The sequence below is a fragment of the Streptomyces boluensis genome, assembly GCF_009908195.1.
Taxonomy (GTDB): domain Bacteria; phylum Actinomycetota; class Actinomycetes; order Streptomycetales; family Streptomycetaceae; genus Streptomyces; species Streptomyces boluensis.
This window is the reverse complement of sequence record NZ_JAAAHS010000019.1, coordinates 1-20,859: the sequence shown is the minus strand read 5'-3', so window position 1 is coordinate 20,859 and position 20,859 is coordinate 1. Positions and strand designations below refer to the sequence as shown.

Genomic DNA, 20,859 nt, shown 5'->3' with positions numbered 1-20,859 from the left:
CCCGCGCGACCTCTGGGACCGAGATGACGACCACCCCGCCGCTGCTCGCTGTCGTGGACCCGTACGGGCCGGGGGCGCTCATCGCGCCCGCTTTCCGGGACCTCGGCTGGTCGTGCGTGGCCGTGACCACGGCGAGCGAGCCGCCTGCGGTCCTTGCACACACCTGGCGGCCGCAGGACTTCGACACCGTTCTCCACCACGAGGGCACTGACGGGACTGACGGGACTGAAAGTTCTGACAGTGCTGACGGCGACGGCTCGGCCCTGTGCCGGGCGTTGCGGGCCGCGGGGGTGTCGGGGGTCGTGACCGGTATGGAGACCGGTGGCCCGCTCGCCGACCTGCTGTGCTCCCGGCTCTTTCCCGGCCGGGCCAACACGCTCGGCCTCGCCGAGGCCCGCCGCGACAAGGCGCTGACGCACCAGGCGCTCGCCGAGGCGGGCCTGCCCCACCTGCGGCAGGTGCGGACGGACGACTTCGGCCGGGTCGAACAGTGGCTGGCCGCCACCGGACTCGGCCGGGCCGAGGCCGTGATCCTCAAGCCCGCGCGCAGCGCCGGCACCGACTCCGTCCGGCGCCTGCGTCCGGGGCCCGGACTCCGCGCGGCCTTCGCGTCCATGGCAGGCCGCCGCAACGCGCTCGGGTACGTCGAGCGGGAGGTCCTCGTCCAGGAGTACGCGGTGGGGACGGAGTTCAGCGTCGACACGTTCTCGGTCGACGGCGTCCACGACGTGTGCGGCGTCACCCGGTACGCGAAGAGGTCCGTCGGGTCCGTGGTCGGTATCTACGACTCGGTCGAGTTCCTCGGCCTCGACGACCCGGTCTGCGCGGGCCTGGTCGGCTACGCACGGGACGTACTCGACGCGCTGGGCGTCCGGTTCGGGCCGATGCATGCCGAGATCATGCTGCGCCCGGACGGCCCGGTCCTCATCGAGCTGAACGCCCGTGCGGCCGGCGGGCAGATGCCGTTCCTGTCCCGGCTCGCGACCGGACGCAGTCAACTCGACCGTCTGACGGCCTACTTCGGCGGGACGTACGACCACGCCCCGGGCTACGGCCTGCGGCGCCATGTGATGTCGGTCTTCGTCACCGCGCACCGCTCGGGTGTCCTGCGGAACCCGGACCTCCTGGCGGACCTCGGCCAACTCCCCACGGCGGCCCGCTCGACCGTGGAGGTTCCCGCCGACGGCCGGGTCGCCGAGACGTCGGACGTGTTCTCGGTCCTCGGGCGCGTGGTGCTCGCCGGGGCCGACCGGGACCAGGTCCAGCGGGACCGTGCGCGTGTCAAGGAGATCGAGCGGGGCCTGCAGATCGTCTGATCCGGCGCCACCCGCACGCGACCCGTCGAATTCGCCAGTGGCGCGGGGCCGATCGAGGTCACGGCACGAAGCGGACAGCCTCCGCCCGGTGCGCGGCGGCACGTACGCCCCAACAATCGACATCGACGCACGGGGCCTTCGCACGCACTCCCCGACTTCCGCGCAATCGCGTCAGGTCGACGTACGTGATTTCACCGAGGATTCATCGAGGTTTTTTCGCCGAGGTTTTTCACCGAGGATTGAGGTTGCCATGCTTCGTTTCCGGTTCGGGATTCATGTCGGGGTTCATGCCGGGGTTCGTGTCGGGGTTCATGCCGGGGTTCATGCCGGGGTTCATGCCGGGGTTCATGCCGGGATTCGCATCGAGGTTCCCGTACGCGGCGCGGACGTGGTCTGAAGGATGAACATCAAGCATCTCAGCGCGTTTCTGGCGGTCGCCGAATCCCGGAGTTTCACGCAGGCCGCCCGCCTTCTCGGGCTCGCCCAGCCGACGGTCACCACGCGGATCAAGTCGCTCGAACAGTCCCTGGAGACCCCGCTGTTGGAGCGCACCGCCGAGGGCGCCCGGCTCACACCGGCGGGCCGCCGCCTGCAGCGTTACGCACGGCGCATCGTGCATCTCAGCCAGCTCGCCAAGGAGTCCGTCTGCGACTCCGCCGACGCCCCGCCCACGCTGGTGGTCGGCGCCGCCGAGTGTCTCACCACGTACCGGCTGCTTCCGCTCATCGAGCATCTGCACCTGCGCCACCCGAACCTCGCCCTGACCCTGCGGGCCCTCGACGACGACCCGGTGGCGCTGGTGCGGGACGAACAGGTCGACTGCGCCTTCTTCATCGGGCCCCGTACGGAGCTGCCCGCGGCGTCGTCCGTGCACCACCGGGTGCTTCGCCCCGAGCGGCTGGCCCTGGTGGCGCACCCGGCGCACCCGCTGACCGGGGTGCCGATCGGCTCGACCCGTGATCTCGCCGGGCACACCCTGGCCTGCGCGCATCGCAGCAGCGGCTACCAGCGCGGCCTGGAGGCGGAGTTGGCCGCGGTGGGTGCGGAGCCGGGCTGCGTGCTGGGGCTCGGCTCGGTCGACGCGGTCAAGCGCAGCGTCGGCGACGGCATCGGCATGGCGCTGCTGCCCGAGGTCACGGTCGCGGAGGAGCTGCGGCTCGGCCGGCTGCGGCGGATCGCCTGGCGCCCGGCGTTCGAGGTGTACGCGCAGTGTGTGTGGCGCCGTGGCCTGGACGACGACACGTTGTTCCACACGGTGCTCACCACGGCGCGGCAGGTGATGACGGAGCAGGACGGGTACGAGGACGGTTACGAGGTCGGCCACCGGGGCGGGTACGAGGGTGCGCGCCAGGGCGCGTACGCCAACCGGCCGTTGCAGGCCGCCGGTTGAGCCGGGCGACCCGGTTGAGTCGGGCGTGCGCCCGGTCAGCCGGTGGCGGTCGCCGTGGTGGTGGCCTGCTTCGCCGCGTACCTCCTGGCCTTGGCCCGGTTGCCGCAGATCCGCATCGAGCACCAGCGGCGGCTGCGGTTCTTGGACACGTCCCAGAAGACCCAGGCGCAGGCGTGTTCGGCGCAGCGTTTGAGGCGGGCGGCGTCGCCGGTGACGACCAGGTCGCTCCAGGCGACGGCGACCTCGGCGAGGGCGTGCCGGGCGGGTGTGAGGTCCGGGTCGGGGGTCAGGGCGCTGTGCCTCGTACCGCCGCGGACCGTGATGTACACGGGCAGTTCGCGCAGTGCCTCGTCGGCGTCGGCGAGGTGTCGCGGGTCGGCGGTGTCCCCGACATGGACGCCGAGTTCCTCGCGGATGCCGGCGCGCAGGCGCAGGGCCAGGGCGTGGTCGGCGGCGGTGACGCGGCGGCCGCGGTCGAGGAGGCCGCGGTCGGTCAGCCAGGCGGAGAGCTGAGTCGCCGTGTCCAGGTCGTCGGTGCCGAGCTCCACGTCGACCGTGTTGGCGAAGGCCTCGACCAGTCGGGCCGATGCCGGGGCTTCGGTCATGAGCCACCTCCTCGTATCCGACTCGTATCTGAACTCGTATCTGACGAGCCTACACCCGATGTAACCAGCTAAACGGTTTGCCGGGTAGCCAAGTGAACCGGACCCGTGCCACACTCATGCCCTCGGTCTCACCAGTAAAGCCATTAGCCGGTTAGGGGAACTTGATGAGCGACCAAGCCGTGAAGACCGCGGGAGCGCCGGCGGGGGACGCGCCGCCCGTCGAGGCCGCCCCGGTGCCGGTGCCGGTGCCGGGCATGGCGAAGCAGACTCCGCGCGGTACCCGCAACACCGTGGTCCTGCTGGTGTTCACCGCGGTCACCAACCTCGCGGACGGCGTCACGAAGGTCGTCCTGCCGCTGCTCGCCACCCAGGCCTCCGGCTCCCCCGCGCAGGTCGCGGCCGTCTCGCTCAGCCTGTCGCTGCCCTGGCTCCTCGTCGCCCTGCACGTCGGTGTCCTGGTCGACCGCGTCGATCGCCGCCGGCTCCTGTGGGGGGCCAACGCGCTGCGGCTGCTCGCCGTCGGCACGCTGATCCAGGTCGCCCTGTCCGGGACCTTTTCCATCACCGTGCTCTGCGCGGCCGGTGCCGTTCTCGGCGTCGCCGAGGTGATCGCCCTGACCGCGGCCGCCGCCCTGATCCCGGCCGTGGTGCCGCCCGCCGGACGGGAACGCGCCAACACCTGGATCGCCGGTGCCGAGACGGTCTGCAACGAGTTCTGCGGTCCCTTCGTCGGCGGCCTCCTGCTCGCCGCGGGCGCCGGTGTCGCCCTCGGCGTGACCTGGGTGTCCTACCTCGCCGCGGCCCTCGTCCTGATCCTGCTCACCGGGCGCTTCCGGGCCGCCCGGAACGCGGCGGGCGGCGCCGCGCCCGAGACCGTCAACTCCCAGATCGCCGACGGCCTGCGCTATCTGTGGCAGCAGCGGCTGCTGCGCACCATGGCCCTGATCCTGACCGCCCTGTGCGCCTGCTGGGGTGCCTGGCTGGCCCTGATGCCGCTGTTCGCCACCCGGACCATGGGTCTGACACCCAGCGAGTACGGCACGGTCCTGAGCGCTCTCGGCATCGGCGGCCTCGTCGGCGCCACCACCGTCACCTGGCTGAACCGCTTCTTCGGCCGCCGCTGGGTGATGTTCGCCGACCTCGTCGGCACCCTCGCGATGATGGCCGTGCCCGCGCTGACCACCAGCCTCTGGGCCGTCACGGCCGCGGCCTTCGCCGGCGGCATGGGCGGCACCGTATGGACGGTCAACGCCCGCACGATCGGGCAGCGCCTTGTGCCCGACGCCATGCTGGGCCGCTTCAACGGGGTGACCCGGCTGTTCAGTTGGGGCGCCATGCCCGTCGGCGCCGGCCTGATGGGCCTGCTCGCCGAATGGCTCGGCATGCGCACCGCGTTCCTGCTCTTCGCCGCGGCGGCCGCCGTCACGATCGTGCCGTTCCTGCGCGTGGTCACGCCGGGCACGCTTGCGGGGGTCTTCGAGGACGAGCGGGGGCGGGGCGCCGCCTGAGCGGCGCGCCGGGCCGCGGCATGAACGTGGCGGCGACGAGTCCCGCGTACGAGGCGGGGCAGCCGCGCTCCAGGCTCAGGTACAGGGCGGGCTACGTTGCGCAGCCGGTGAAATATGGGCCCACCATGTGCGTCCGGAATTGCTCCGTCAGGTCCTTGTCGCTGGGTAGGGATGGCGGAGTCTTCTGTCGCTGGGGCGGCTTGTCGGTGATGGTCCAGGTGTTACGAGGGCTCTCCTGATCCTTGAAATCCAGCCGGGCCGGAAACTTCAGGGTGTACGGGGAGTTGGGTTGCTCGCCGGGGATGTCGAACCCGGCCAGAGTCCATGTCTGGCAGGAGGGGACCAGGCCCACCTTGATGAAGTAGCCGTCCTTGAAGCGGACCGTCACGTCTTCGAGGTCGAAGGAGTTGCGGTTGATTACGTGCAGTACCTGCGGGTTGGCGTAGTCCTGCCGCCAGAAGCCAACCTTGATCGCATCTTCGTGTTTCTTGGCTTCATTGGCGTCCTTCGCGGCTTGTCGAGAGTGGTTGAAGCTCACCAGAGACACGACCAGCGCAAGCACAGCGACTGCCACCGTGATCCAGTCCGCCCAGCTGCGTCCGGCTTGTCGTTGCTGGCCAGGGGGAATCGGCTCGCTTGGAACACCCATAGCCTCACTATCGGGCCGCATCCGCAACGGCGCCGTCGGAGCTGCACTGGTGGAGTGATCAGAGGGGAATGGTGGGTGTGTGGGTCCCGGCTATGCGGGCAGGGCCCAGCGGGTGCCATCGGGGATGTGCCAGGCGTAGGCGCTTCCGTCGGCTTCACGGGCGTACCCGAAACGGTCCTGTGCTGGGCGGCCTGCGTCGTTCCACCAGCGCCATGCGGCCTCGGCTTGCTTCCAGAGTTCGGTGTCGCCGCCGTAGGTGACGGTGCCGGTATCGCCGGTGGTGGGGATGCGGGCCCATGATCCGTCGGCCTGCTGGATCTGGATGGACATGCCGCCGTCGTCGTTGACGTGGTAGACGAATTCCACTCCGGGCAGGTGGAGGGCGAGGACGAGGCGGAACGGGTAGTTGCCGCGGATGTCCGTGGCTGTGACGGCAGTTGGCCGCGTGGCCGCTTCCGGAGCGTGTTCAGGGCGTTGGAGTGTCAGGTAGGTGCGTTCGTCGGTGCGGGCGGCCATGAAGCGGCCGGCCGTGGTGGTGAAGTGGCCGAGGGCACGGTGTTCTTCGTCGACGGCGAGGCGGACGAGTCCGCCCTCGATACCGAGGGCGATGTCGGTGACGAGGATCGTTCCGGGTTTGCTCTGCTCGATCCATGCAGCGGGGATGGCGGGAACGGAGCAGGTGGCGATGATCCGGTCGAACGTGTCGCCTGTGGGGTAGCCCTGGGTGCCGTCGTGCGGGACGAGTTGCGGGGAGTGCCCGGCGTCGGCGAGGCGTTGTTGTGCGGCTTGTACGAGGGCGGGGTCGACGTCGACGGAGTGCACGAGGTGTTCGCCGAGCCGGGCGCTCAAGAGGGCGGCGTTGTAGCCGGTTCCGGTACCGATTTCGAGGACCCGGTCGCCGTCCTCGACGGAGAGGTCTTCGAGCATTCCGGCCATGAGGCTCGGCAGGGTACTGGATGAGGTGGGCACGCCGGTCCATGCCGTCTCGTCGACCTGTTCGGCGGTGGCCGGGTCGAGGGTGGTCACAAGCGTGTGGTCGCGGTAGATGGTGGCGAGGCCGTCGTCGGTGGTGGCGCGGTGTTCGCGCCATACGGTGATGCCCTTGTCGTTGGTTGCCTGCTTGAACCAGCGAGGGACGAAGACGTGCCGCGGGGTGTTCGCGAATGCCTCGGCCCACGGGCGGGTGCGGATGGCACCGGCTCGGCTGAGATCGTCGGCAAGGGCGGTCATGTACGGGCGGGCCCGGTCGAGGGTGCTCATGCGGGGGTTCCTCGTAGTTCGTCGGCGATGGGCAGGCCGGTCTTGTGCTCGATCCAGTCCCATTGACCGCACGGGTTCGCCTCCAGGAACGTCCATTCACCGTCGGGGCTGACGATGAAGTCGAACGCGGCGAACCGGAGGTCGAGGTGGCTCAGGTAGCGGCGTACGCCCTCGGCGACAGGTTCCGGGACTGTGGTGGCCCGATAGGTCAGCGAGTTGTAGTCGCTGCGCCAGTCCGCGTGTGCGGCGTCGCTGCCGGCGTGGATCTCGGCGGCGAGCAACTGATCGCCGACGGCGGTGAGTCGTACCTCGTATGCCTTGTCCACCCACGCTTGGAACAGGTGCGCGGTGGTGTCGATACCGCGTAGGTCGTCGAGGTCGTCCTCGGTGACGCGGCGCGTGTACGTGATTTTGAGTTGGTCGTCTTCGATGAACACGGGGGTGGCTACCGGCTTGCAGACGATGGGGGCGCCGACGTCCCCGGAGAACGTGCGGACGGCGTCGGGGCTGTTCGTGATGAGCGTGGGCGGGACGGCCAGGCCGCAGGTACGTGCGGTGGCGAGTTGGAGTGGCTTGTACTCGGCGCGGGACATGGCGGCGGGATGGCTCACCCACCGGCAGTCAAGTGCGGTGATGATGCCGCCGAGGCCGGCACGGGCCTGGGCGGCGGCGAACCGGCGCTCGGGTTCGGACATGGTCACGGGAAGGTCGAACGGGTTCGGGGCGCGGTAGTAGACGGCGGAGATGTCGGCGAGGTCGACGGCGCGGTGAGCGGTGGTGAGTCCACCGGACCACCCTTGCCGGGCGTCGAGTCGCCCGGCAAGGGTGAGTTCCTGGGGGAACTCGGCGGTGTCCATGCGGAACACCTCCGCTCCACCGTCCGTGAGGGCCTTCACGACGCGGTCGGTCGGCCAGTCATCGCGTGCTGCGATCACGAGAACGGTGGGCATGGGGGCATCAGTCCTTCGCGCCCTCGTCCAACGGCGGCGGGTTTCCTGGGTTGCCGTCGGGGATGGTGGGGCTGTGGGTCTGCATGTAGGGCAGCGGGCCGTCGTACAGGCCGCGGGACATCTGCAACTCGTTGTCGTAGACGGCCGGCGGCTTCACGGTCGCGTGGGCGGCGTCGGGGACGCGGGCGAATCGGAGAATCCATGGACGGGAGTCCGGCGCGCTCGGGGGCGCGCTGCTGTAGGTGATGCGCCCGCCCTCGGGCGCGAGCGGGAAGACTTCCCGCGGGTGCACGATAGCTGTGCTCATTCTGCATTCCTCCTGGGACAGGGACGGCCGCGCCTGGGTGGCATGGCCTCGGTTGGGTGGTTCAGCCGGCGGTCATGGCGACGGGCTGCGGGGAGAGGGCACGGGACGTGGCACGTTGGCAGGTGCGACGCTCGCGCTGAATTCGGCGCAACTCCTCAGCGGCGCAAGCTTGTTCGTGGGCGCGGACGTAGGGACGTACGAGCGTGACGGCGTGACCGTCCAAGGACTGTCGACGTGCGATCACGTGGGGCGGGATGGGCCGTCGGCGTTCCGCCTCGGCGGCCGGTCGCAACGGTCGGCGGGTCGCCATCTCGCAGGTGCCGGTACGGATGGGGCGCGCAACTGGGTGGTCGCGAGCGAGCCGCTTGCTGGTGCCTGCGCATCGACATGTCACAGCGGACTCGGCAAAGGCCTATGCGTTCCGGCTTGCAGCGGCGAGGCGGAAGACGGCCCAGACGATCTTTCCGGGGCCGTCGCGCAGTGAGGTGCCCCAGTCGTCGGCGAGCGTCGCGACGAGCAGCAGGCCGCGGCCACGGGCGTCGTCCTCGGCGGCCTCGCGTACCTGCGGCGTACTGTCGCTGGCGTCGTGCATTTCGAGGCGCAGCGTGCCGCGCGTGATGGTGACGCAGACCCGTAACACCCTTCCGGGTGGGGTGTGTTGGAGTGCGTTCGTCGCGAGTTCGGACGTGCAGACGAGGATGTCGTCGGCGCGGTCGTCCGGTACGTGGTCGGTGATCGCCTCGCGTACGAAGCGGCGTGTTTGCGGGACGGCCTTGCGACTGCGCCTGAACGTCCGCTCAATGTGCACGGTTGGCCTTGTGCGGGCAGGCACTGGTGTGGCGAGGGTGGTCGTCATCCGAAGTGCTCCCTTGCTCGGTGGGACCGCGTTCACTGTGCCCATGGGTCACCCTGCTTCCCGTGATCGGCTCTGACGGGACCGTAGAACGCGCTACAACTGGGGTGGGCACGCAAAGTGCGTGCCCTGTCTGGGGGCCAGCTCGTGGACACTTCCGGCATCGGCCGACGCATCGCCTACTGGCGGGACCGGCGCGGCTTCACCCAGACCGAGTTCGGCCGCCTCATGGGGCAGACGAAGCGATGGGTACAGGACATCGAGGGCGGGAAGCGGCAACAGGATCCACGCCTGTCGGTACTGGTGCGCGCGGCCGAAGCCCTGCGCATCCCCCTGGAGCAACTCTTGTCCGACCGCGCGCCCGAGCCACCCCCGGGCAGCACCGCACCGGCCGATGTACTGAGCGTCGTGGACGCCCTTTACGCAAGACCGGTGTCGACAGACCCGCCGACGATCGCCCTCCTGAGACGAAGGCTCGGCTATTGCTGTGAGGCGTTCCAGGCATGCCACTACGCCGCGCTCGCCCGTGAGTTGCCCCTACTCGTCGTCGGCGCCATGCAGGCCGCGCACAGTGCGCCGGAGGACCGGCAGTCGGAGGCACAGGCGGTGCTCTCCCGCGTGTACCAGTTGGTGACGTCGTACCTGCACAAGTACGGGGCGGCGACCGCGATTCAGGCCGCACTCGCCGCCGACCGTGCGCTCGCCGCCGCCGAACGGTCGGGGGATCCTGTGCAGATCGGAGCGTCGTCCCGACACGTCGCCAAGAGCCTCGTCCACCAGAAGCACCCACAGGCCGCTGTCGCGTTCGCCACGTCCACGGCCCGCCGCCTGGCCGATGGACTGACCGAGCAAGGCACTCTCGGCCTGTCCACGCTCGGAATGCTGTACCTGTCGGCAGCACTGGCGGCGTCGGATCAGGAACGCACCACCGCTCGTCTGAACGCTGCAACAGGATTTGTGGATGAGGCGAAGGACGTCGCGGATCGGCAGGGAGCAGATCTCAACGAGGACTGGACGATGTTCGGCCCGACCAACGTAACCCTGCACCGTGTCGACATGCTGGTTCGTTTCGAGGACGGGTGGTCCGCTCTCGAAGCCGCCAACGGCGTGGACGGGGCGGCGTTGGCCGATATGACGCGGGAGCGGCGGGCCGGCCACCACGTCTCCATGGCGCGCGCCGCACTTCTGACACGACGCAGGGAAGCCGCCACCACCGAACTTCTCGCGGCAGCCGAACTCGCACCCGAGGAAGTCGAGGGGCGACCGGACGCGGTGAACCTGGTCAAGGACGTGGTGGGCGCGACCCCGAGACCCGACGGGCAGTTGCGTGCACTGGCGCAACGCTGTGGACTCCGGGCATGACAAAGCCCGTTCTGTACCTGATCGCCTGCGCCGCCGGCCCCACGCAGTACATCGACGACGGTGTGTGCGCCGCCCAGGACGACGGGTGGGACGTGTGCCTGGTCCTTTCGCCGTCGGCGGCCCGCTGGTGGGAGCCGCGCATGGGCGAGTTGGTCGAGCTGACCGGGCACCCGGTGCGTTCGCAGTACAAGTTGCCCTGGGAGTCCGACGCGCTGCCGAAGGCGACGGCGATCCTCGTCGCGCCGATGTCGTGCACGACGCTGAACAAGTGGGGCGCGGGCATCAGCGACACGCTCGCGATCGGCCTGCCGTCCGAAGCGGCCAACATGGGAGTGCCGGTCGCGGCGATGCCGTACTTCAACCAGGCCCAGGGCGCACAACCCGCGGTCGCCCGGTCGATCACGGCTCTCCGCAGCCAGGGCGTTCTCGTCCTCGACGGGCCGGACGGGTACGTGTCGCACCCACCGAAGCACGGGAGCCCGGAGGCGTTCCCCTGGCGGAAGGCCCTTGACGCAACCCGACGCCTGACGTACCGGGCCTGAGAGGGGATGGACTGTGCGTTTGGGGATCACCGGGCACCGTGGACTGTCCGCCCGAGTTGAGCAGATGGTTCGCGACGCCCTCGACAAGGAGTTGCAGCAGTACGAGGCCACCGAGCTGTGCGGGGTGTCGTGCATCGCCGACGGGCCGGACGCCTGGTTCGCCGAGGCTGTGCTCGACGGCGGAGGCCTGATCGAGGTCGTCGTGCCCGCCGAGCAGTACCGCGACGGACTGCCCGAGTCGCACCGTGCCACCTACGACAGGCTGCTCGCGCGAGCCGGCGAGGTGCACCACACGGGCATGCGCGAGTCGACATCGCAGGCGCACATGGCAGGGAGTGAAATCCTCGTCGGCCTGGTCGACCGGCTGGTCGCGGTATGGGACGGACAACCGGCTCGCGGCTACGGCGGAACGGCCGACGTCGTGACCTACGCGAGGCGTACCGGCGTACCTGTCGACGTGGTGTGGCCTGAGGGCGCGACTCGCGACTAGCTGATAGCAAACCCTGTTCAGTACGTGAGAGGTAGACCGTGACCACCATTGCCGTGACCGGACACATGGACCTGACGCACGAGTCCGTGCCGCTGGTGCGTGCCGCACTGGCTGATCTCCTCAAGGCCTACTCGGCCGACGAGTTGACCGGGATTTCCTGCATCGCGGCAGGTTCCGACTCCCTCTTCGCCGAGGCCCTGCTCGAAGCCGACGGGCGGCTCGTCGTTGTGCTGCCCTCGCAGGACTACCGGCAGGCCAAGGTCAAGCCGGACCACGCCGAGACCTTCGACCGACTCGTAGAGGTGGCCGACGAGGTGCTCGTCATGCCGTACGAGACGGCGAACCGGCAGGCGTACGAGTCCGCGAACCTAACGCTGCTTGAGCGCGCCGAGCGACTCGTCGCGGTGTGGAACGGGGAACCGCCGTCGGGGAAGGGCGGCGGCACGGCTGACGTGGTCGTCGAGGCCCGGAACGCCGGCCTTCCCGTCGATGTGGTGTGGCCGGAGGGCGCGGCCCGGCGGGGCTGAAACGACGACCTGGCAGGTCCTGTCCGACTGCGCCGCTGCCTGGCGATTCGTGTACTGCCGCCATGTGGAGTGCGCCCGTACAACCTCAGCAATCGGCGCAGGACAGTGCCATGACTTCAGCCCCGTCGTACAGAATTCTCTATAGGGCTAATCGAGAACATCGAATACCGAATTCGCCCCGCCATTACGTTAGTTGATGGCTCCGCAAATCCTCCGTTGACCGCTCTTTCGCCTTTCCTGAATCATCCAGCGGGCGTCATGAAGAGTGACAGCTGCCCGAGGAGATCTGCGTAATGAGCCGTACGGACGAAGCGACCGGCAGTGACATCGATTCGGTCATCACCCGGCACGTACGCGTGCCGTTCGTGGACACCTCTCCGCTCGCCGAGGTCGGCCTCGACTCGCTGTCCGTGCTGCGGATCGCGGGCGAGCTGATCACCGATCCGGAGCAGGAGATCGACCCCACGGGTCTGGCCGCCGTCCGTACCGTCGCGGATCTGCGGCAGTGGCTGCACGGTCTGCTCGTACCGGCGCAGGGCGTCCGGTGACGGCGGCCGCGCCCCCGGCGCCGCTGCTTATCCCGCTCGCCCGACGGACGGGACCGCTGCCCGCCGTCCTTATCCATCCGGCCGGTGGCGGGCTCAGCCAGTACCTGACCCTGGCCGGGCGGCTCGCCCGGCACGGGTCCGTGCATGGCATCCGGGCCGCCGGGCTGCTGCCCGGTGAGGAGCCGCAGGACAGCGTCACGGCGATGACCGACGACTACCTCCGGCTGATCGCCGGGCTGCCGGAGCGGCCGCGGGTGCTCGTCGGCTGGTCCCTCGGCGGCGTACTCGCCTGGGAGCTGGCGGCCCGGCTCGCCGAGGACGGACCGGCGCCCGCCGTCGTCCTCGTCGACAGCTTCGCCGCCCTCGATGCCGCCGACGACGGCGTACGGGCCGGGGTGCTCGCCGAGATCGAACGGTCCGTCAGCACCCTGAGCGGGCAGGACGCCGACCGGGCCCGCGCCACCGCCCACGCACACTTCACCGCGAGCGCCGCCCACCGCACCCGGGTCCGCTGCGCCGCACCCGTACTCCTGGTCGCCTGCGCGGGCTCGCGCCGCGAGCAACAGGTCGCGCACTGGCGGGAGTTGGCGGACCGGCTGACCGTACGCGACCTGGACTGCGGGCACTTCGAGGTGTTCGACCCCGGACCTCAGCCGGCCCTGCTCGGGCACCTGGACGCGTTCCTGGAGACGTTCCGGGACGCGTTCCTGGCCGAGCTTGTCGACCTACCCCGTGGGGGCTCGCTCGTCGACGTATCCCGTGAGGAGACGACTTCATGACCGCCGCAGGCCCGCTCGCCGTCGTCAGCGGCGGCACCCGCGGCATCGGGCTCGCCCTGTCGCGGCGGCTCGTCCGGCTCGGGCACCGCACCGTCGCCCTCTACCGCGTCGACGAGGACGCGGCGCGGGCGGCCGCCGCCGAGCACGGTCTGATCGCCGTACGGGCGGATGTCGCGGAGCCCGGATCGGTGCGGCGGGCGGCCGAGCGGATCCTCGCCGAGCACGGCACCCCGCACGTCCTTGTGAACAACGCCGGCATCAACATCGACCGCCCCTTCCTCGACCTCACCGCGTCCGACTGGCAGCGCGTCCTGGACACCAACCTGTCCGGGCCCTTCCACCTCACCCAGGCGCTCGCCCCGGCCATGCTCGCCGCAGGCGGCGGCAGCGTCGTCAACATCGGTGCCACCACCGGCATCCGCCCCCGCGCCAACGGCGTCAACTACGCCGCCGCCAAGGCCGGACTGCTCCAGCTCACCAAGTGCCTCGCGCTGGAGCTGGCGCCCACGGTCCGGGTCAACTGTCTGATCCCCGGCATGACCGAGACCGAGGAGCTCATCACCCGATTCCGCCTTGACGACCCCCAGCGCCGGGCCGCCGTCCTTTCCGAGATCCCGCAACGGCGCATCGGTTCCACCGAAGACATCGCCGACGCCCTGGAATACCTCGTCGGCCCGCTCAGCGGCTACGTCACCGGTCAGAAACTGATCGTCGACGGCGGCCAGTTCATGTGGTAGGAGACTCAATGTCCGAGCACATAGACGACATACTCGCGTCCGCCCGCGCAGCCGTGGCGGCCGCTCCCCCGACCGGCGACCCGGCGTACGCGCGCTACTGCCACGAGCTGGCCGCGCTCCTGGCCGAGCACTGGCCGACCGTGCTCAAGGCCAACGCCGACGACGTCGCACACGCCGAGCAGCGCGGCCTGCCGCCGGTGCTGCTCGACCGGCTGCGGCTGACCGACGCCCACCTGGACCAACTGCGCCGCCTCACCGCGACGGTGCACGCGGAACTCGCCGAGGTGACCGCGCCCGGCCCGGGTGTGCCCATCGGCGACTGGGGGGTGCGGCGCCGTGCGCCCAAGCCCCTCGGCGTGGTGTTCATGGTGTTCGAGGCGCGGCCCACCGTGACCGTCGAGGGCGCGCTGCTGCCCGTCGCGGTCGGCAACGCCGTCCTCCTTCGCGGCGGCAAGGAGATCGCCCGCACCAACGCGGCCCTGGCCGCCGTGGCGCGCGAGGCCCTGGAGGCCGCCGGGCTCCCGGCCCACCTGGTCACCGTCCTCGACGACCCGGACCGCAGACAGCTGCGGGCGCTGCTCAAGCGGCCCGACGCCGTGGACGTCCTGGTGCCGCGCGGCAGCCCCTCCCTGATCGACTACTGCCGGGGCGCCAGCTCCATCCCGGTGATCGCCAGCGGCGGCGGCGTCAACCACGTCTATGTGCACCGCAGCGCCGATCTGACGCTCGCGGCCGAGGCCGCCCTGGACAGCAAGCTGCCGGAGCCGACGGCCTGCAACACCGCCGAGCTGATGCTCGTCGACGAAAGCGTCGCCGCCGGCTTCGTGGCCGAGGTCGTGGCCGCCGCCGAGCGGGACGGCCGGCCGGTGACCGTACGGCTCGACGCGCGGGTGCCACGGCCCGAGGGCGAGGGCGAGGGTCACTGCTGGCGCGTCGAGGCGCTCCAGGAGCACGACTTCGGCCGGGAGTTCCTCGACGCCACCATCGGCGTGTACCCGGTGGCGGGCCTGGACGAGGCGGTCGCGCACATCCGGCGGTACGGCTCCGCGCACACCGAGGGCGTCATCGCCGCCGACACCGCCGTGGCCGAGGAGTTCACGCGCCGCGTCGACGCCGCCGCGATCGTCGTCAACGGCTCGCTGCGGCTGCACGACGGGCCCACGCTCGGCCTCGGCTCCGAGATCTCCATCAGCACCGGGCGCATGCACGTACGGGGCCCGGTCACGCTCGGCGCCCTCATCACGCACAGCTGGGTCGTCGAGGCGCGCGGCACGCTGCGCAGTTCCGTCCCCGCACCCCGTTCCTGAACCCCGACCCCTCCTGGAGGAACCCATGCTCACCGGCCTTGACCGTGCCGCGGTCACCGAGTCCGTCAAGCGCGTGGTCATCGCCGAGTCCCGGCTCTCCCTGCAGCCGTCCGACATCGCCGACCACGAGCCGCTCAGCGGGGAGATGCTGCGCGTCAACTCCCTCGGTTTCGTGGGCATGTTGGTGCTCCTCGAGGACGAGCTCGACATCGTGCTGCCCGACGACCTGTTCGTCGGCCGCAGCTTCCACACCGTGCAGGACCTGATCGAGGTCGTCCTCGCCGGTGCCGAGGTGTCCCGATGAGCGCCGCCGAGCCGCCCACCCGCTGGCGCAGCGTCCTGCCGCACCTGACGGAGCCGCTGCCGCCCGACCACACCCCGCAGGCCGCCGCGGGCGGTAACGGTGTGCAGGTCAACCTGCCCATGGAGCTGGTGCGGCAGAGCGTGCAGCGCAAGGAGTTCTGGGACATCCCGGCCGAGGTCGTGGACGCCTACCGGGCGTTCCGGCCCACCCCGCTGTGGCGGGCGCGGGGCTTCGAGCGTGCGGTCGGCGCGCGGGTGCCGGTCTACGTGAAGTACGAGGGCGGCAACATCTCGGGCAGCCACAAGCTCAACACGGCGCTCGCGCAGGCCTATTACTACGCGCGGGCCGGGGTCAAGGAGCTGGTGAGCGGCACCGGAGCGGGCCAGTGGGGAACCGCCCTGGCCGCGGCGTGCGCGATGTTCGGCATGAAGTGCACGATCTTCATGGTGGGCACCAGTCTGCGCCGCAAGCCCTACCGGGGCACCCTGATGCGCACCCTCGGCGCCACCGTGCACGCCAGCCCTTCGGGTCTGACCGAGGTGGCCCGGCAGGCCGACGCCGGGGTCAACAGCCTGTCCCTGGCGATAGGTGAGGCCGTGGAGTACGCGGCCCGCACCGACGGCGCGGCGTTCTGCATCGGCAGCGGCGAGACGTACAGCATCCTGCACCAGTCCGTGATCGGCCTGGAGGCCGCCGGCCAACTCGCCGCTCTGGACGCCGAGTTCGACGCGGTCGTGGGCTGTGTGGGGGCGGGCTCCAACTTCGGCGGGATCGCGCTGCCGTTCTTCGCGGCCGCCGCCGAGGCCGGCACCGAGCCACCGCTCCTGGTGGCCGCCGAGTCCAGCACGACGCCCAAGCTCACCCGGGGTACGTACGCCTACGACCGTACGGACGCCACCGGCACCGGGCCGATGGAGGCGATGTACACCATCGGCAGCTCCTACCCGATCCCCGACTCGCACTCGGCCGGTCTGCGCTTCCACGGTGCGGCCAAGGTCATTTCGGCGATGCGGCACCGCGACGAGATCGCGGCCACGGCCGTCGGTCAGGTCGAGGCGCTGGACGCGGGCCGGATCTTCACCCGGGGCGAGATGGTGCTGCCCGCACCGGAGTCGGGGCACGCGCTGGCCGCGGCGGCGCGCCTGGCGGGCGCGGGCGCCGAGGGCAACAGCGCCAAGGGAAATAGTGAGGTCCTGCGCGCCGAGAAGGGCGTGGTGGTGTGCGTCAGCGGTCACGGCTATCTCGACCTGGGGGCCTATCAGCAGCTGATGGACGGCGAGTTGAGCGACGAGGCGCCCGATCCGGGGGCGCTGCGCCTGGCCATGGGCGACCTGGACCGGGTGGAGCGGCTCGCTGAAGTGGGCGCCGGAGCCGGCCATGTCCGTTGACTTCGCGGCGGACGCCACCGGCACGGTGGACGGCCGCCTCTTCGACTGTGTCCAGGTCAACCTGGCGGTGCTCGCGGACCGTTGGCACGGGCCCGGCACCCATCTGCGGCTCGGCGCCGCCCTGCGTTTCCGTCCCGCTCCGGGGACTGGCTCGCTGCCCACGGTGGAGGAGCCCGCGGCCGTCCAGCTGGAGCGGGCGGCGGGCGCGCTCGGCCTGACGGTGCGTACGCGCCGTACGGCCGGGGCGGGCGAGGTGCCGGCCCCGGCCGAGGGCCGCTATGTGGTGGCCGACGCCTTTCACCTGCCGTGGGTGCCGTACTTCGGGCAGCGGCACATGGACCACAGCTTCCTGCTCGAACCGGCCGCCGACGGTGGCGCCGTCGTCGTGGACGGCTACCACAACGAGACTCCCTGGGGCAGCGCGCGGCCGGTGCGCCGGCCGCTCGACGAGGCGGGCGTGGCGGCCGCCGTGCCCGCGGGCGCCCTTGTCGTCACGTTCGCCCCCGACGCCCTGCCGCCGAGCCCGCACGAGCCCGAACTCGACCTGGCGGACGAGGAGTTGACGGGTCAGTACGTGGCCGCGTACGCCGAGCACGAGGACCGGGTGGCCGCCCTGCACCGGCTCACCCTGGAGACCTGGCTCCTCGCCCGCGCGCGCAAGCTGCACGCCCGGTTCCTCGCCGGGCGCGGCGCGCTGCCCGACGACGCGGCGGCGCACGCGCACGTCCAGGCCTGGGAGACGCTCGCCGAGAGCATCTACCTCGGCTACCGGCGGGCCGAGCGGGGCCGGCCGGAGGCGCGGGACCTGACCGTGCGCCTGGCCGAGCAACTCCACCACGACCGCGAGGTGTTCGGCTCCGCACCGGTCCGGGTGCCCGAGCGGAGCGCCGCCGCCCCGCACGCCCCGGTGCCGGACGCGCTCCGGGCCTCGGTCGCGGCCGCCGCGGGCGCGGTGCTCCGCGCCGACCCGGTGGCGCTGCTCGACGGGTACGCGCTCGCGGACGTGCCCGGCTTCACCTCGTTCCGCGTGGTGGAGATCGTCGAGCGCCTCGAACGCGAGCTGTCCCTGGAGTTCGACGCGGACGACCTCGTCCCGGAGAACCTGCACCACGTCGACGGCATCTGCCGCATCGTCCTGCGCGCCCGGACCGCGGCCGCCGCCCGCCTCGGAGGGATCTGATGTCCACCCACACCACGCTGCTGCACGAGCTGCTCGACCGGGCCGCCGGACAGTGGCCCGAGCGGCCCGCCGTGACCAGCGGCGAGCACACCCTGACGTACCGCGAACTCGACGCCGCATCCCGCCGGTTGGCGGCCTGGCTGCACGCGGGCGGGCTGCGGCGCGGCGACCGCCTGGTGATCTGCGCGCCCGGCCATGTCGCCCTGCCCGCGCTCGTGTACGCGGCCTCGCGCGCCGGGGTGGCGTTCTCGCTGCTGCACGAGCAGGTGCGCGGCATCCAGCTCGACCATGTCCTCGACGACTGCGAGCCCGCGCTGCTCGTCACCGACGACCCCGACGCGCAGGCCGCCGCGCAGCGCCGCGGGGTGCGCACCGCGACCGTCGCGGCGGTGGCGGCGCTCGCCTCCGCCTCCGCCTCCGCCTCCGCCGCCGGGTCCGCGACCGCGCCGCCGCCGGGTCCGCTGGCCGTGGACGCCGTCTGCCTGATCTACACCTCGGGCACCACATCGCTGCCGAAGGCCGTCGTCACCACCCACCAGCAACTGGTGTTCTCCGTGGCGGCCATCCGGTCGGTGCTCGGCTACCGCCCCGACGACGTCGTCTACAGCCCGCTGCCGCTCTCCTTCGACTACGGCCTCTACCAGCTGTTCCTGGCGACGGCGGCGGGTGCGCGGCTCTGGCTCGGCCGTCCCGCGGAGGTCGGGCCCGCGCTGCTCGGCAACCTCGTACGGGCCGGGGCCACCGTCCTCGCGGCGGTGCCCGCGGTGGCCGACGCGCTGGCCCGGCTGCTGCGCAGGGCCCGCGCGGACCGGCCGCCGCTGCGCCTCCTTACCAACACCGGTGCGGCGATGCCCGGTGAGACGCTGCGGGCGCTGCGCGCTGCGCTGCCCGGTCTCTCGGTGCAGTTGATGTTCGGCCTGACCGAGTGCAAACGCGCCACGATCATGCCGCCCGACGGGGATCTGACCAGGCCGGGCTCCAGCGGTGTCGCGCTGCCGGGCACTGAGGTCTTCGTCGTCGACGACGAGGGCCGGCGCCGGCCGCCCGGCGAGATCGGCGAGATCGTGGTCCGCGGCCCGAACGTGATGTCCGGCTACTGGCGCCGCCCCGAGCTCACCGCGCAGCGCTTCCACCGCGCCGAGGGTCTCTTCCCGCAGCTGCACACCGGCGACTTCGGCTGGGTGGACGAGGAGGGCTTCCTGTACTTCGACGGCCGCCGCGACGACATCTACAAGGAGAACGGCTTCCGCGTCAGCGCCACCGAGGTCGAGGCCGCCGCCCGGCGGGTGCCCGGCGTCGGCGCGGCCGCCGTCCTCGCGCCGCAACAGGACGCGCCCGCACGGCTGTTCGTGACCGGCGAGGTGTCCCCCGCCGAGGTCCTCACGGGCTTGCGCGAGCAGATCGAGGAGTTCAAGATCCCCCGGCGCTGTGTGGTCGTCGACGCGCTGCCGCTGACCGGCAACGGCAAGGTCGACCGCAAGGCGCTGGCCGCGACGGCACAGGAGGCCGACCGTGTCCGAGTCCGGTAGTTCCGTGCTGCCCGCCCCGCCGGTACCGCCCGAGGTGCTGCCCGCCCCGCCGGTACCGCCCGAGGTGCTGCCCGCCCTGCCGGTACCGCCCGAGGTGCTGGCGGCGGTGCCGACCCCCGCGTACGTGTACGACGTGGCCGAAGTGCGCCGCAACCAGGACGCGTTGCTGGCCGCCCTGCCCGCGGGCTCCGGCCTGTACTACTCCCTCAAGGCCAACGCGCACCCGGCGCTCCTGCGGGTGCTGCGCGAGCGCGGGGCGCTGCCCGAGGTGTGCTCGACGGGTGAGCTGGACGCGGCGCTCGCCGCGGGCTGGCCCGGCGCGGACGTGCTGTACAACGGGCCCGGCAAGCGGGACGAGGAGATCGACGGGGCGCTGCGCCGGGGTGTGCGGCTGTTCTCCGTGGACTCCGCGTACGCGATCGAGCAGCTGGACCGGGTCGCGGGCGCCGCCGGTGTCGCCGCCCGGTGTCTGCTGCGGATCAACGACGACCAGGCGGTGCCGGGCCAGGGCCTGGCGATGACCGGGGTGGCGTCGCAGTTCGGGGCCGACACCCGCTGGGTCCTGGACGAGCCGTGGCGGTTCGCGAGCCGTACGCATGCCGAAGTGATGGGCCTGCACCTGTACATGGGCACCAACCTCGGTGAAGTCGACGCGCTGGTAGGGCAGTTCACGCGCTCGCTGCGTACCGCCCGTACGCTCGCGGCGGCGCTCGCGGAGCACGGGGTGCGGCTCCGGGTCCTCGACCTGGGCGGCGGGTTCGGCGCCCCCTTCGCCACGGCCGGTGAGCGGATCGACCTGAGCGGGCTGCGGCCGCGGCTCACGGCGCTCCTGGAGGAGGAACTGCCCGTACTGCCCGGGGGTGAACGGCCCCGCGTGGTCTTCGAGTCCGGCCGCTACCTCGTGGGCACCGCCGGTGTCCTGGTGACGGGCGTCCTGGACGTGAAGCGGTCGCACGGCAAGGACGTCGTCGTCCTGGAGTCCGGCATCAACCACCTCGGCGGCATGTCCGGGCTCCGCCGGCTGCCGCAGCTCAACCCGCACCTGGTCTCCGGCAGCGCGCCTTCGGCCGAGCCGGAGCTGAACGCCCTGGTCGCGGGGCCGCTCTGTACGCCCCTCGACACCTGGGCGCGGGCCGCGAAACTGCCCGCGCTGCGCCCCGGCGACATCGTCGCCGTACCGAACGTCGGCGCGTACGGGCTCAGCGCGAGCCTCGTCGCCTTCCTCGGCCATCCGCTGCCCGCCGAAGCCGTGATCGACGGCGACCGGCCCGGGGCTGCTCCCGCCGTGACCCGTCTGACCTTCGACCGCACCCCCGTCCCCGCCCCGC

23 protein-coding genes are annotated in these 20,859 nt (G+C 71.5%); 16 read left to right on the top strand and 7 right to left on the bottom strand.

Going from position 1 to position 20,859, the window contains the following annotated elements:
- Positions 1-23: 23 nt before the first annotated feature.
- Positions 24-1,316, top strand: coding sequence for an ATP-grasp domain-containing protein (locus tag GUY60_RS04770; protein ID WP_161694085.1), 1,293 nt, complete (start codon positions 24-26; stop codon positions 1,314-1,316).
- Positions 1,317-1,545: 229 nt separating this feature from the next.
- Here the strand turns inward: GUY60_RS04770 and GUY60_RS04765 are convergent, their stop codons facing one another.
- Complete coding sequence (locus GUY60_RS04765; protein ID WP_161694083.1) at positions 1,546-1,731, bottom strand: hypothetical protein; 186 nt, start codon at positions 1,729-1,731, stop codon at positions 1,546-1,548.
- On the opposite strand from GUY60_RS04765, the gene GUY60_RS04760 reads away from it, so the two are divergent.
- Entirely contained in the window at positions 1,717-2,706 is a 990-nt protein-coding gene (locus tag GUY60_RS04760) for a LysR family transcriptional regulator (protein ID WP_161694081.1), read from the top strand. The genes GUY60_RS04765 and GUY60_RS04760 overlap by 15 nt on opposite strands.
- Positions 2,707-2,741: 35 nt before the next feature.
- On the opposite strand, the gene GUY60_RS04755 is transcribed toward GUY60_RS04760, so the two are convergent.
- A complete protein-coding gene (locus GUY60_RS04755) occupies positions 2,742-3,311 on the bottom strand; it encodes a CGNR zinc finger domain-containing protein (RefSeq protein WP_161694079.1) in 570 nt (189 codons plus the stop codon).
- Positions 3,312-3,565: 254 nt separating this feature from the next.
- On the opposite strand from GUY60_RS04755, the gene GUY60_RS04750 reads away from it, so the two are divergent.
- A complete protein-coding gene (locus tag GUY60_RS04750) occupies positions 3,566-4,819 on the top strand; it encodes an MFS transporter (protein ID WP_161694119.1) in 1,254 nt (417 codons plus the stop codon).
- Positions 4,820-4,910: 91 nt separating this feature from the next.
- Here the strand turns inward: GUY60_RS04750 and GUY60_RS04745 are convergent, their stop codons facing one another.
- The 5 genes from GUY60_RS04745 to GUY60_RS04725 all read right to left on the bottom strand — a co-directional run bounded on the left by GUY60_RS04745 (position 4,911) and on the right by GUY60_RS04725 (position 8,793).
- The gene (locus tag GUY60_RS04745) at positions 4,911-5,468 is read right to left on the bottom strand and encodes a hypothetical protein (RefSeq protein WP_161694078.1); all 558 of its coding nucleotides are present in this window, start codon (positions 5,466-5,468) and stop codon (positions 4,911-4,913) included.
- A 90-nt stretch (positions 5,469-5,558) separates the two neighbouring features.
- Complete coding sequence (locus GUY60_RS04740) at positions 5,559-6,728, bottom strand: methyltransferase domain-containing protein (RefSeq protein WP_246234300.1); 1,170 nt, start codon at positions 6,726-6,728, stop codon at positions 5,559-5,561.
- The gene (gene tgmB, locus GUY60_RS04735) at positions 6,725-7,678 is read right to left on the bottom strand and encodes an ATP-grasp ribosomal peptide maturase (protein WP_161694076.1); all 954 of its coding nucleotides are present in this window, start codon (positions 7,676-7,678) and stop codon (positions 6,725-6,727) included. The genes GUY60_RS04740 and tgmB overlap by 4 nt, the downstream gene beginning before the upstream one ends.
- A gap of 7 nt (positions 7,679-7,685) precedes the next feature.
- On the bottom strand, positions 7,686-7,985 hold the full coding sequence (locus GUY60_RS04730) for a hypothetical protein (RefSeq protein ID WP_161694074.1): 300 nt from the start codon (positions 7,983-7,985) through the stop codon (positions 7,686-7,688).
- Between the two features lie 412 nt (positions 7,986-8,397).
- Positions 8,398-8,793: an ATP-binding protein gene (locus GUY60_RS04725; RefSeq protein ID WP_312866184.1), complete on the bottom strand. Its 396-nt coding sequence runs from the start codon at positions 8,791-8,793 to the stop codon at positions 8,398-8,400.
- A 192-nt stretch (positions 8,794-8,985) separates the two neighbouring features.
- Between GUY60_RS04725 and GUY60_RS04720 the strand changes: the two genes are divergently transcribed.
- The 13 genes from GUY60_RS04720 to GUY60_RS04660 all read left to right on the top strand — a co-directional run.
- A complete protein-coding gene (locus GUY60_RS04720; RefSeq protein WP_161694070.1) occupies positions 8,986-10,200 on the top strand; it encodes a helix-turn-helix domain-containing protein in 1,215 nt (404 codons plus the stop codon).
- Entirely contained in the window at positions 10,197-10,742 is a 546-nt protein-coding gene (locus GUY60_RS04715; RefSeq protein ID WP_161694068.1) for a flavoprotein, read from the top strand. The genes GUY60_RS04720 and GUY60_RS04715 overlap by 4 nt, the downstream gene beginning before the upstream one ends.
- Positions 10,743-10,755: 13 nt before the next feature.
- Complete coding sequence (locus GUY60_RS04710) at positions 10,756-11,232, top strand: hypothetical protein (RefSeq protein ID WP_187369930.1); 477 nt, start codon at positions 10,756-10,758, stop codon at positions 11,230-11,232.
- 38 nt (positions 11,233-11,270) lie between these two features.
- The gene (locus GUY60_RS04705; RefSeq protein WP_161694066.1) at positions 11,271-11,759 is read left to right on the top strand and encodes a hypothetical protein; all 489 of its coding nucleotides are present in this window, start codon (positions 11,271-11,273) and stop codon (positions 11,757-11,759) included.
- A gap of 293 nt (positions 11,760-12,052) precedes the next feature.
- Positions 12,053-12,307 carry a phosphopantetheine-binding protein gene (locus GUY60_RS04700; protein WP_161694064.1) on the top strand — a complete coding sequence of 85 codons (255 nt, stop codon included), beginning with the start codon at positions 12,053-12,055 and terminating at the stop codon, positions 12,305-12,307.
- Positions 12,304-13,086 carry an alpha/beta fold hydrolase gene (locus tag GUY60_RS04695; RefSeq protein WP_161694062.1) on the top strand — a complete coding sequence of 261 codons (783 nt, stop codon included), beginning with the start codon at positions 12,304-12,306 and terminating at the stop codon, positions 13,084-13,086. The genes GUY60_RS04700 and GUY60_RS04695 overlap by 4 nt, the downstream gene beginning before the upstream one ends.
- Entirely contained in the window at positions 13,083-13,823 is a 741-nt protein-coding gene (locus GUY60_RS04690) for an SDR family NAD(P)-dependent oxidoreductase (protein WP_161694060.1), read from the top strand. Before GUY60_RS04695 ends, GUY60_RS04690 begins: the two co-directional genes overlap by 4 nt.
- 8 nt (positions 13,824-13,831) lie before the next feature.
- Positions 13,832-15,130 carry a glutamate-5-semialdehyde dehydrogenase gene (locus GUY60_RS04685; RefSeq protein WP_161694058.1) on the top strand — a complete coding sequence of 433 codons (1,299 nt, stop codon included), beginning with the start codon at positions 13,832-13,834 and terminating at the stop codon, positions 15,128-15,130.
- Between the two features lie 25 nt (positions 15,131-15,155).
- The gene (locus GUY60_RS04680) at positions 15,156-15,434 is read left to right on the top strand and encodes an acyl carrier protein (RefSeq protein WP_161694056.1); all 279 of its coding nucleotides are present in this window, start codon (positions 15,156-15,158) and stop codon (positions 15,432-15,434) included.
- Complete coding sequence (locus tag GUY60_RS04675; RefSeq protein ID WP_161694054.1) at positions 15,431-16,822, top strand: TrpB-like pyridoxal phosphate-dependent enzyme; 1,392 nt, start codon at positions 15,431-15,433, stop codon at positions 16,820-16,822. The genes GUY60_RS04680 and GUY60_RS04675 overlap by 4 nt, the downstream gene beginning before the upstream one ends.
- Positions 16,812-18,002 (top strand): acyl carrier protein, encoded by a 1,191-nt coding sequence (locus GUY60_RS04670; RefSeq protein WP_161694052.1) that lies wholly within the window; start codon positions 16,812-16,814, stop codon positions 18,000-18,002. Before GUY60_RS04675 ends, GUY60_RS04670 begins: the two co-directional genes overlap by 11 nt.
- Positions 18,002-19,531 (top strand): class I adenylate-forming enzyme family protein, encoded by a 1,530-nt coding sequence (locus GUY60_RS04665; protein ID WP_161694050.1) that lies wholly within the window; start codon positions 18,002-18,004, stop codon positions 19,529-19,531. Before GUY60_RS04670 ends, GUY60_RS04665 begins: the two co-directional genes overlap by 1 nt.
- Positions 19,515-20,859 (top strand): type III PLP-dependent enzyme domain-containing protein (locus GUY60_RS04660; protein ID WP_223178662.1); only part of this gene is annotated, 1,345 nt, incomplete at its 3' end. The genes GUY60_RS04665 and GUY60_RS04660, both read left to right, overlap by 17 nt.

What these genes read in the sequence shown, in the direction of transcription:
- GUY60_RS04675 (WP_161694054.1), top strand. Translation starts at nt 15,431, where the DNA reads ATGAGCGCCGCCGAGCCGCCCACCCGCTGGCGCAGCGTCCTGCCGCAC.
- GUY60_RS04680 (WP_161694056.1), top strand. Translation starts at nt 15,156, where the DNA reads ATGCTCACCGGCCTTGACCGTGCCGCGGTCACCGAGTCCGTCAAGCGC.
- GUY60_RS04690 (WP_161694060.1), top strand. Translation starts at nt 13,083, where the DNA reads ATGACCGCCGCAGGCCCGCTCGCCGTCGTCAGCGGCGGCACCCGCGGC.
- GUY60_RS04700 (WP_161694064.1), top strand. Translation starts at nt 12,053, where the DNA reads ATGAGCCGTACGGACGAAGCGACCGGCAGTGACATCGATTCGGTCATC.
- GUY60_RS04755 (WP_161694079.1), bottom strand. Translation starts at nt 3,311, where the DNA reads ATGACCGAAGCCCCGGCATCGGCCCGACTGGTCGAGGCCTTCGCCAAC.
- GUY60_RS04745 (WP_161694078.1), bottom strand. Translation starts at nt 5,468, where the DNA reads ATGGGTGTTCCAAGCGAGCCGATTCCCCCTGGCCAGCAACGACAAGCC.
- GUY60_RS04715 (WP_161694068.1), top strand. Translation starts at nt 10,197, where the DNA reads ATGACAAAGCCCGTTCTGTACCTGATCGCCTGCGCCGCCGGCCCCACG.
- GUY60_RS04730 (WP_161694074.1), bottom strand. Translation starts at nt 7,985, where the DNA reads ATGAGCACAGCTATCGTGCACCCGCGGGAAGTCTTCCCGCTCGCGCCC.
- tgmB (WP_161694076.1), bottom strand. Translation starts at nt 7,678, where the DNA reads ATGCCCACCGTTCTCGTGATCGCAGCACGCGATGACTGGCCGACCGAC.
- GUY60_RS04740 (WP_246234300.1), bottom strand. Translation starts at nt 6,728, where the DNA reads ATGAGCACCCTCGACCGGGCCCGCCCGTACATGACCGCCCTTGCCGAC.
- GUY60_RS04670 (WP_161694052.1), top strand. Translation starts at nt 16,812, where the DNA reads ATGTCCGTTGACTTCGCGGCGGACGCCACCGGCACGGTGGACGGCCGC.
- GUY60_RS04665 (WP_161694050.1), top strand. Translation starts at nt 18,002, where the DNA reads ATGTCCACCCACACCACGCTGCTGCACGAGCTGCTCGACCGGGCCGCC.
- GUY60_RS04760 (WP_161694081.1), top strand. Translation starts at nt 1,717, where the DNA reads ATGAACATCAAGCATCTCAGCGCGTTTCTGGCGGTCGCCGAATCCCGG.
- GUY60_RS04770 (WP_161694085.1), top strand. Translation starts at nt 24, where the DNA reads ATGACGACCACCCCGCCGCTGCTCGCTGTCGTGGACCCGTACGGGCCG.
- GUY60_RS04685 (WP_161694058.1), top strand. Translation starts at nt 13,832, where the DNA reads ATGTCCGAGCACATAGACGACATACTCGCGTCCGCCCGCGCAGCCGTG.
- GUY60_RS04750 (WP_161694119.1), top strand. Translation starts at nt 3,566, where the DNA reads ATGGCGAAGCAGACTCCGCGCGGTACCCGCAACACCGTGGTCCTGCTG.
- GUY60_RS04765 (WP_161694083.1), bottom strand. Translation starts at nt 1,731, where the DNA reads ATGCTTGATGTTCATCCTTCAGACCACGTCCGCGCCGCGTACGGGAAC.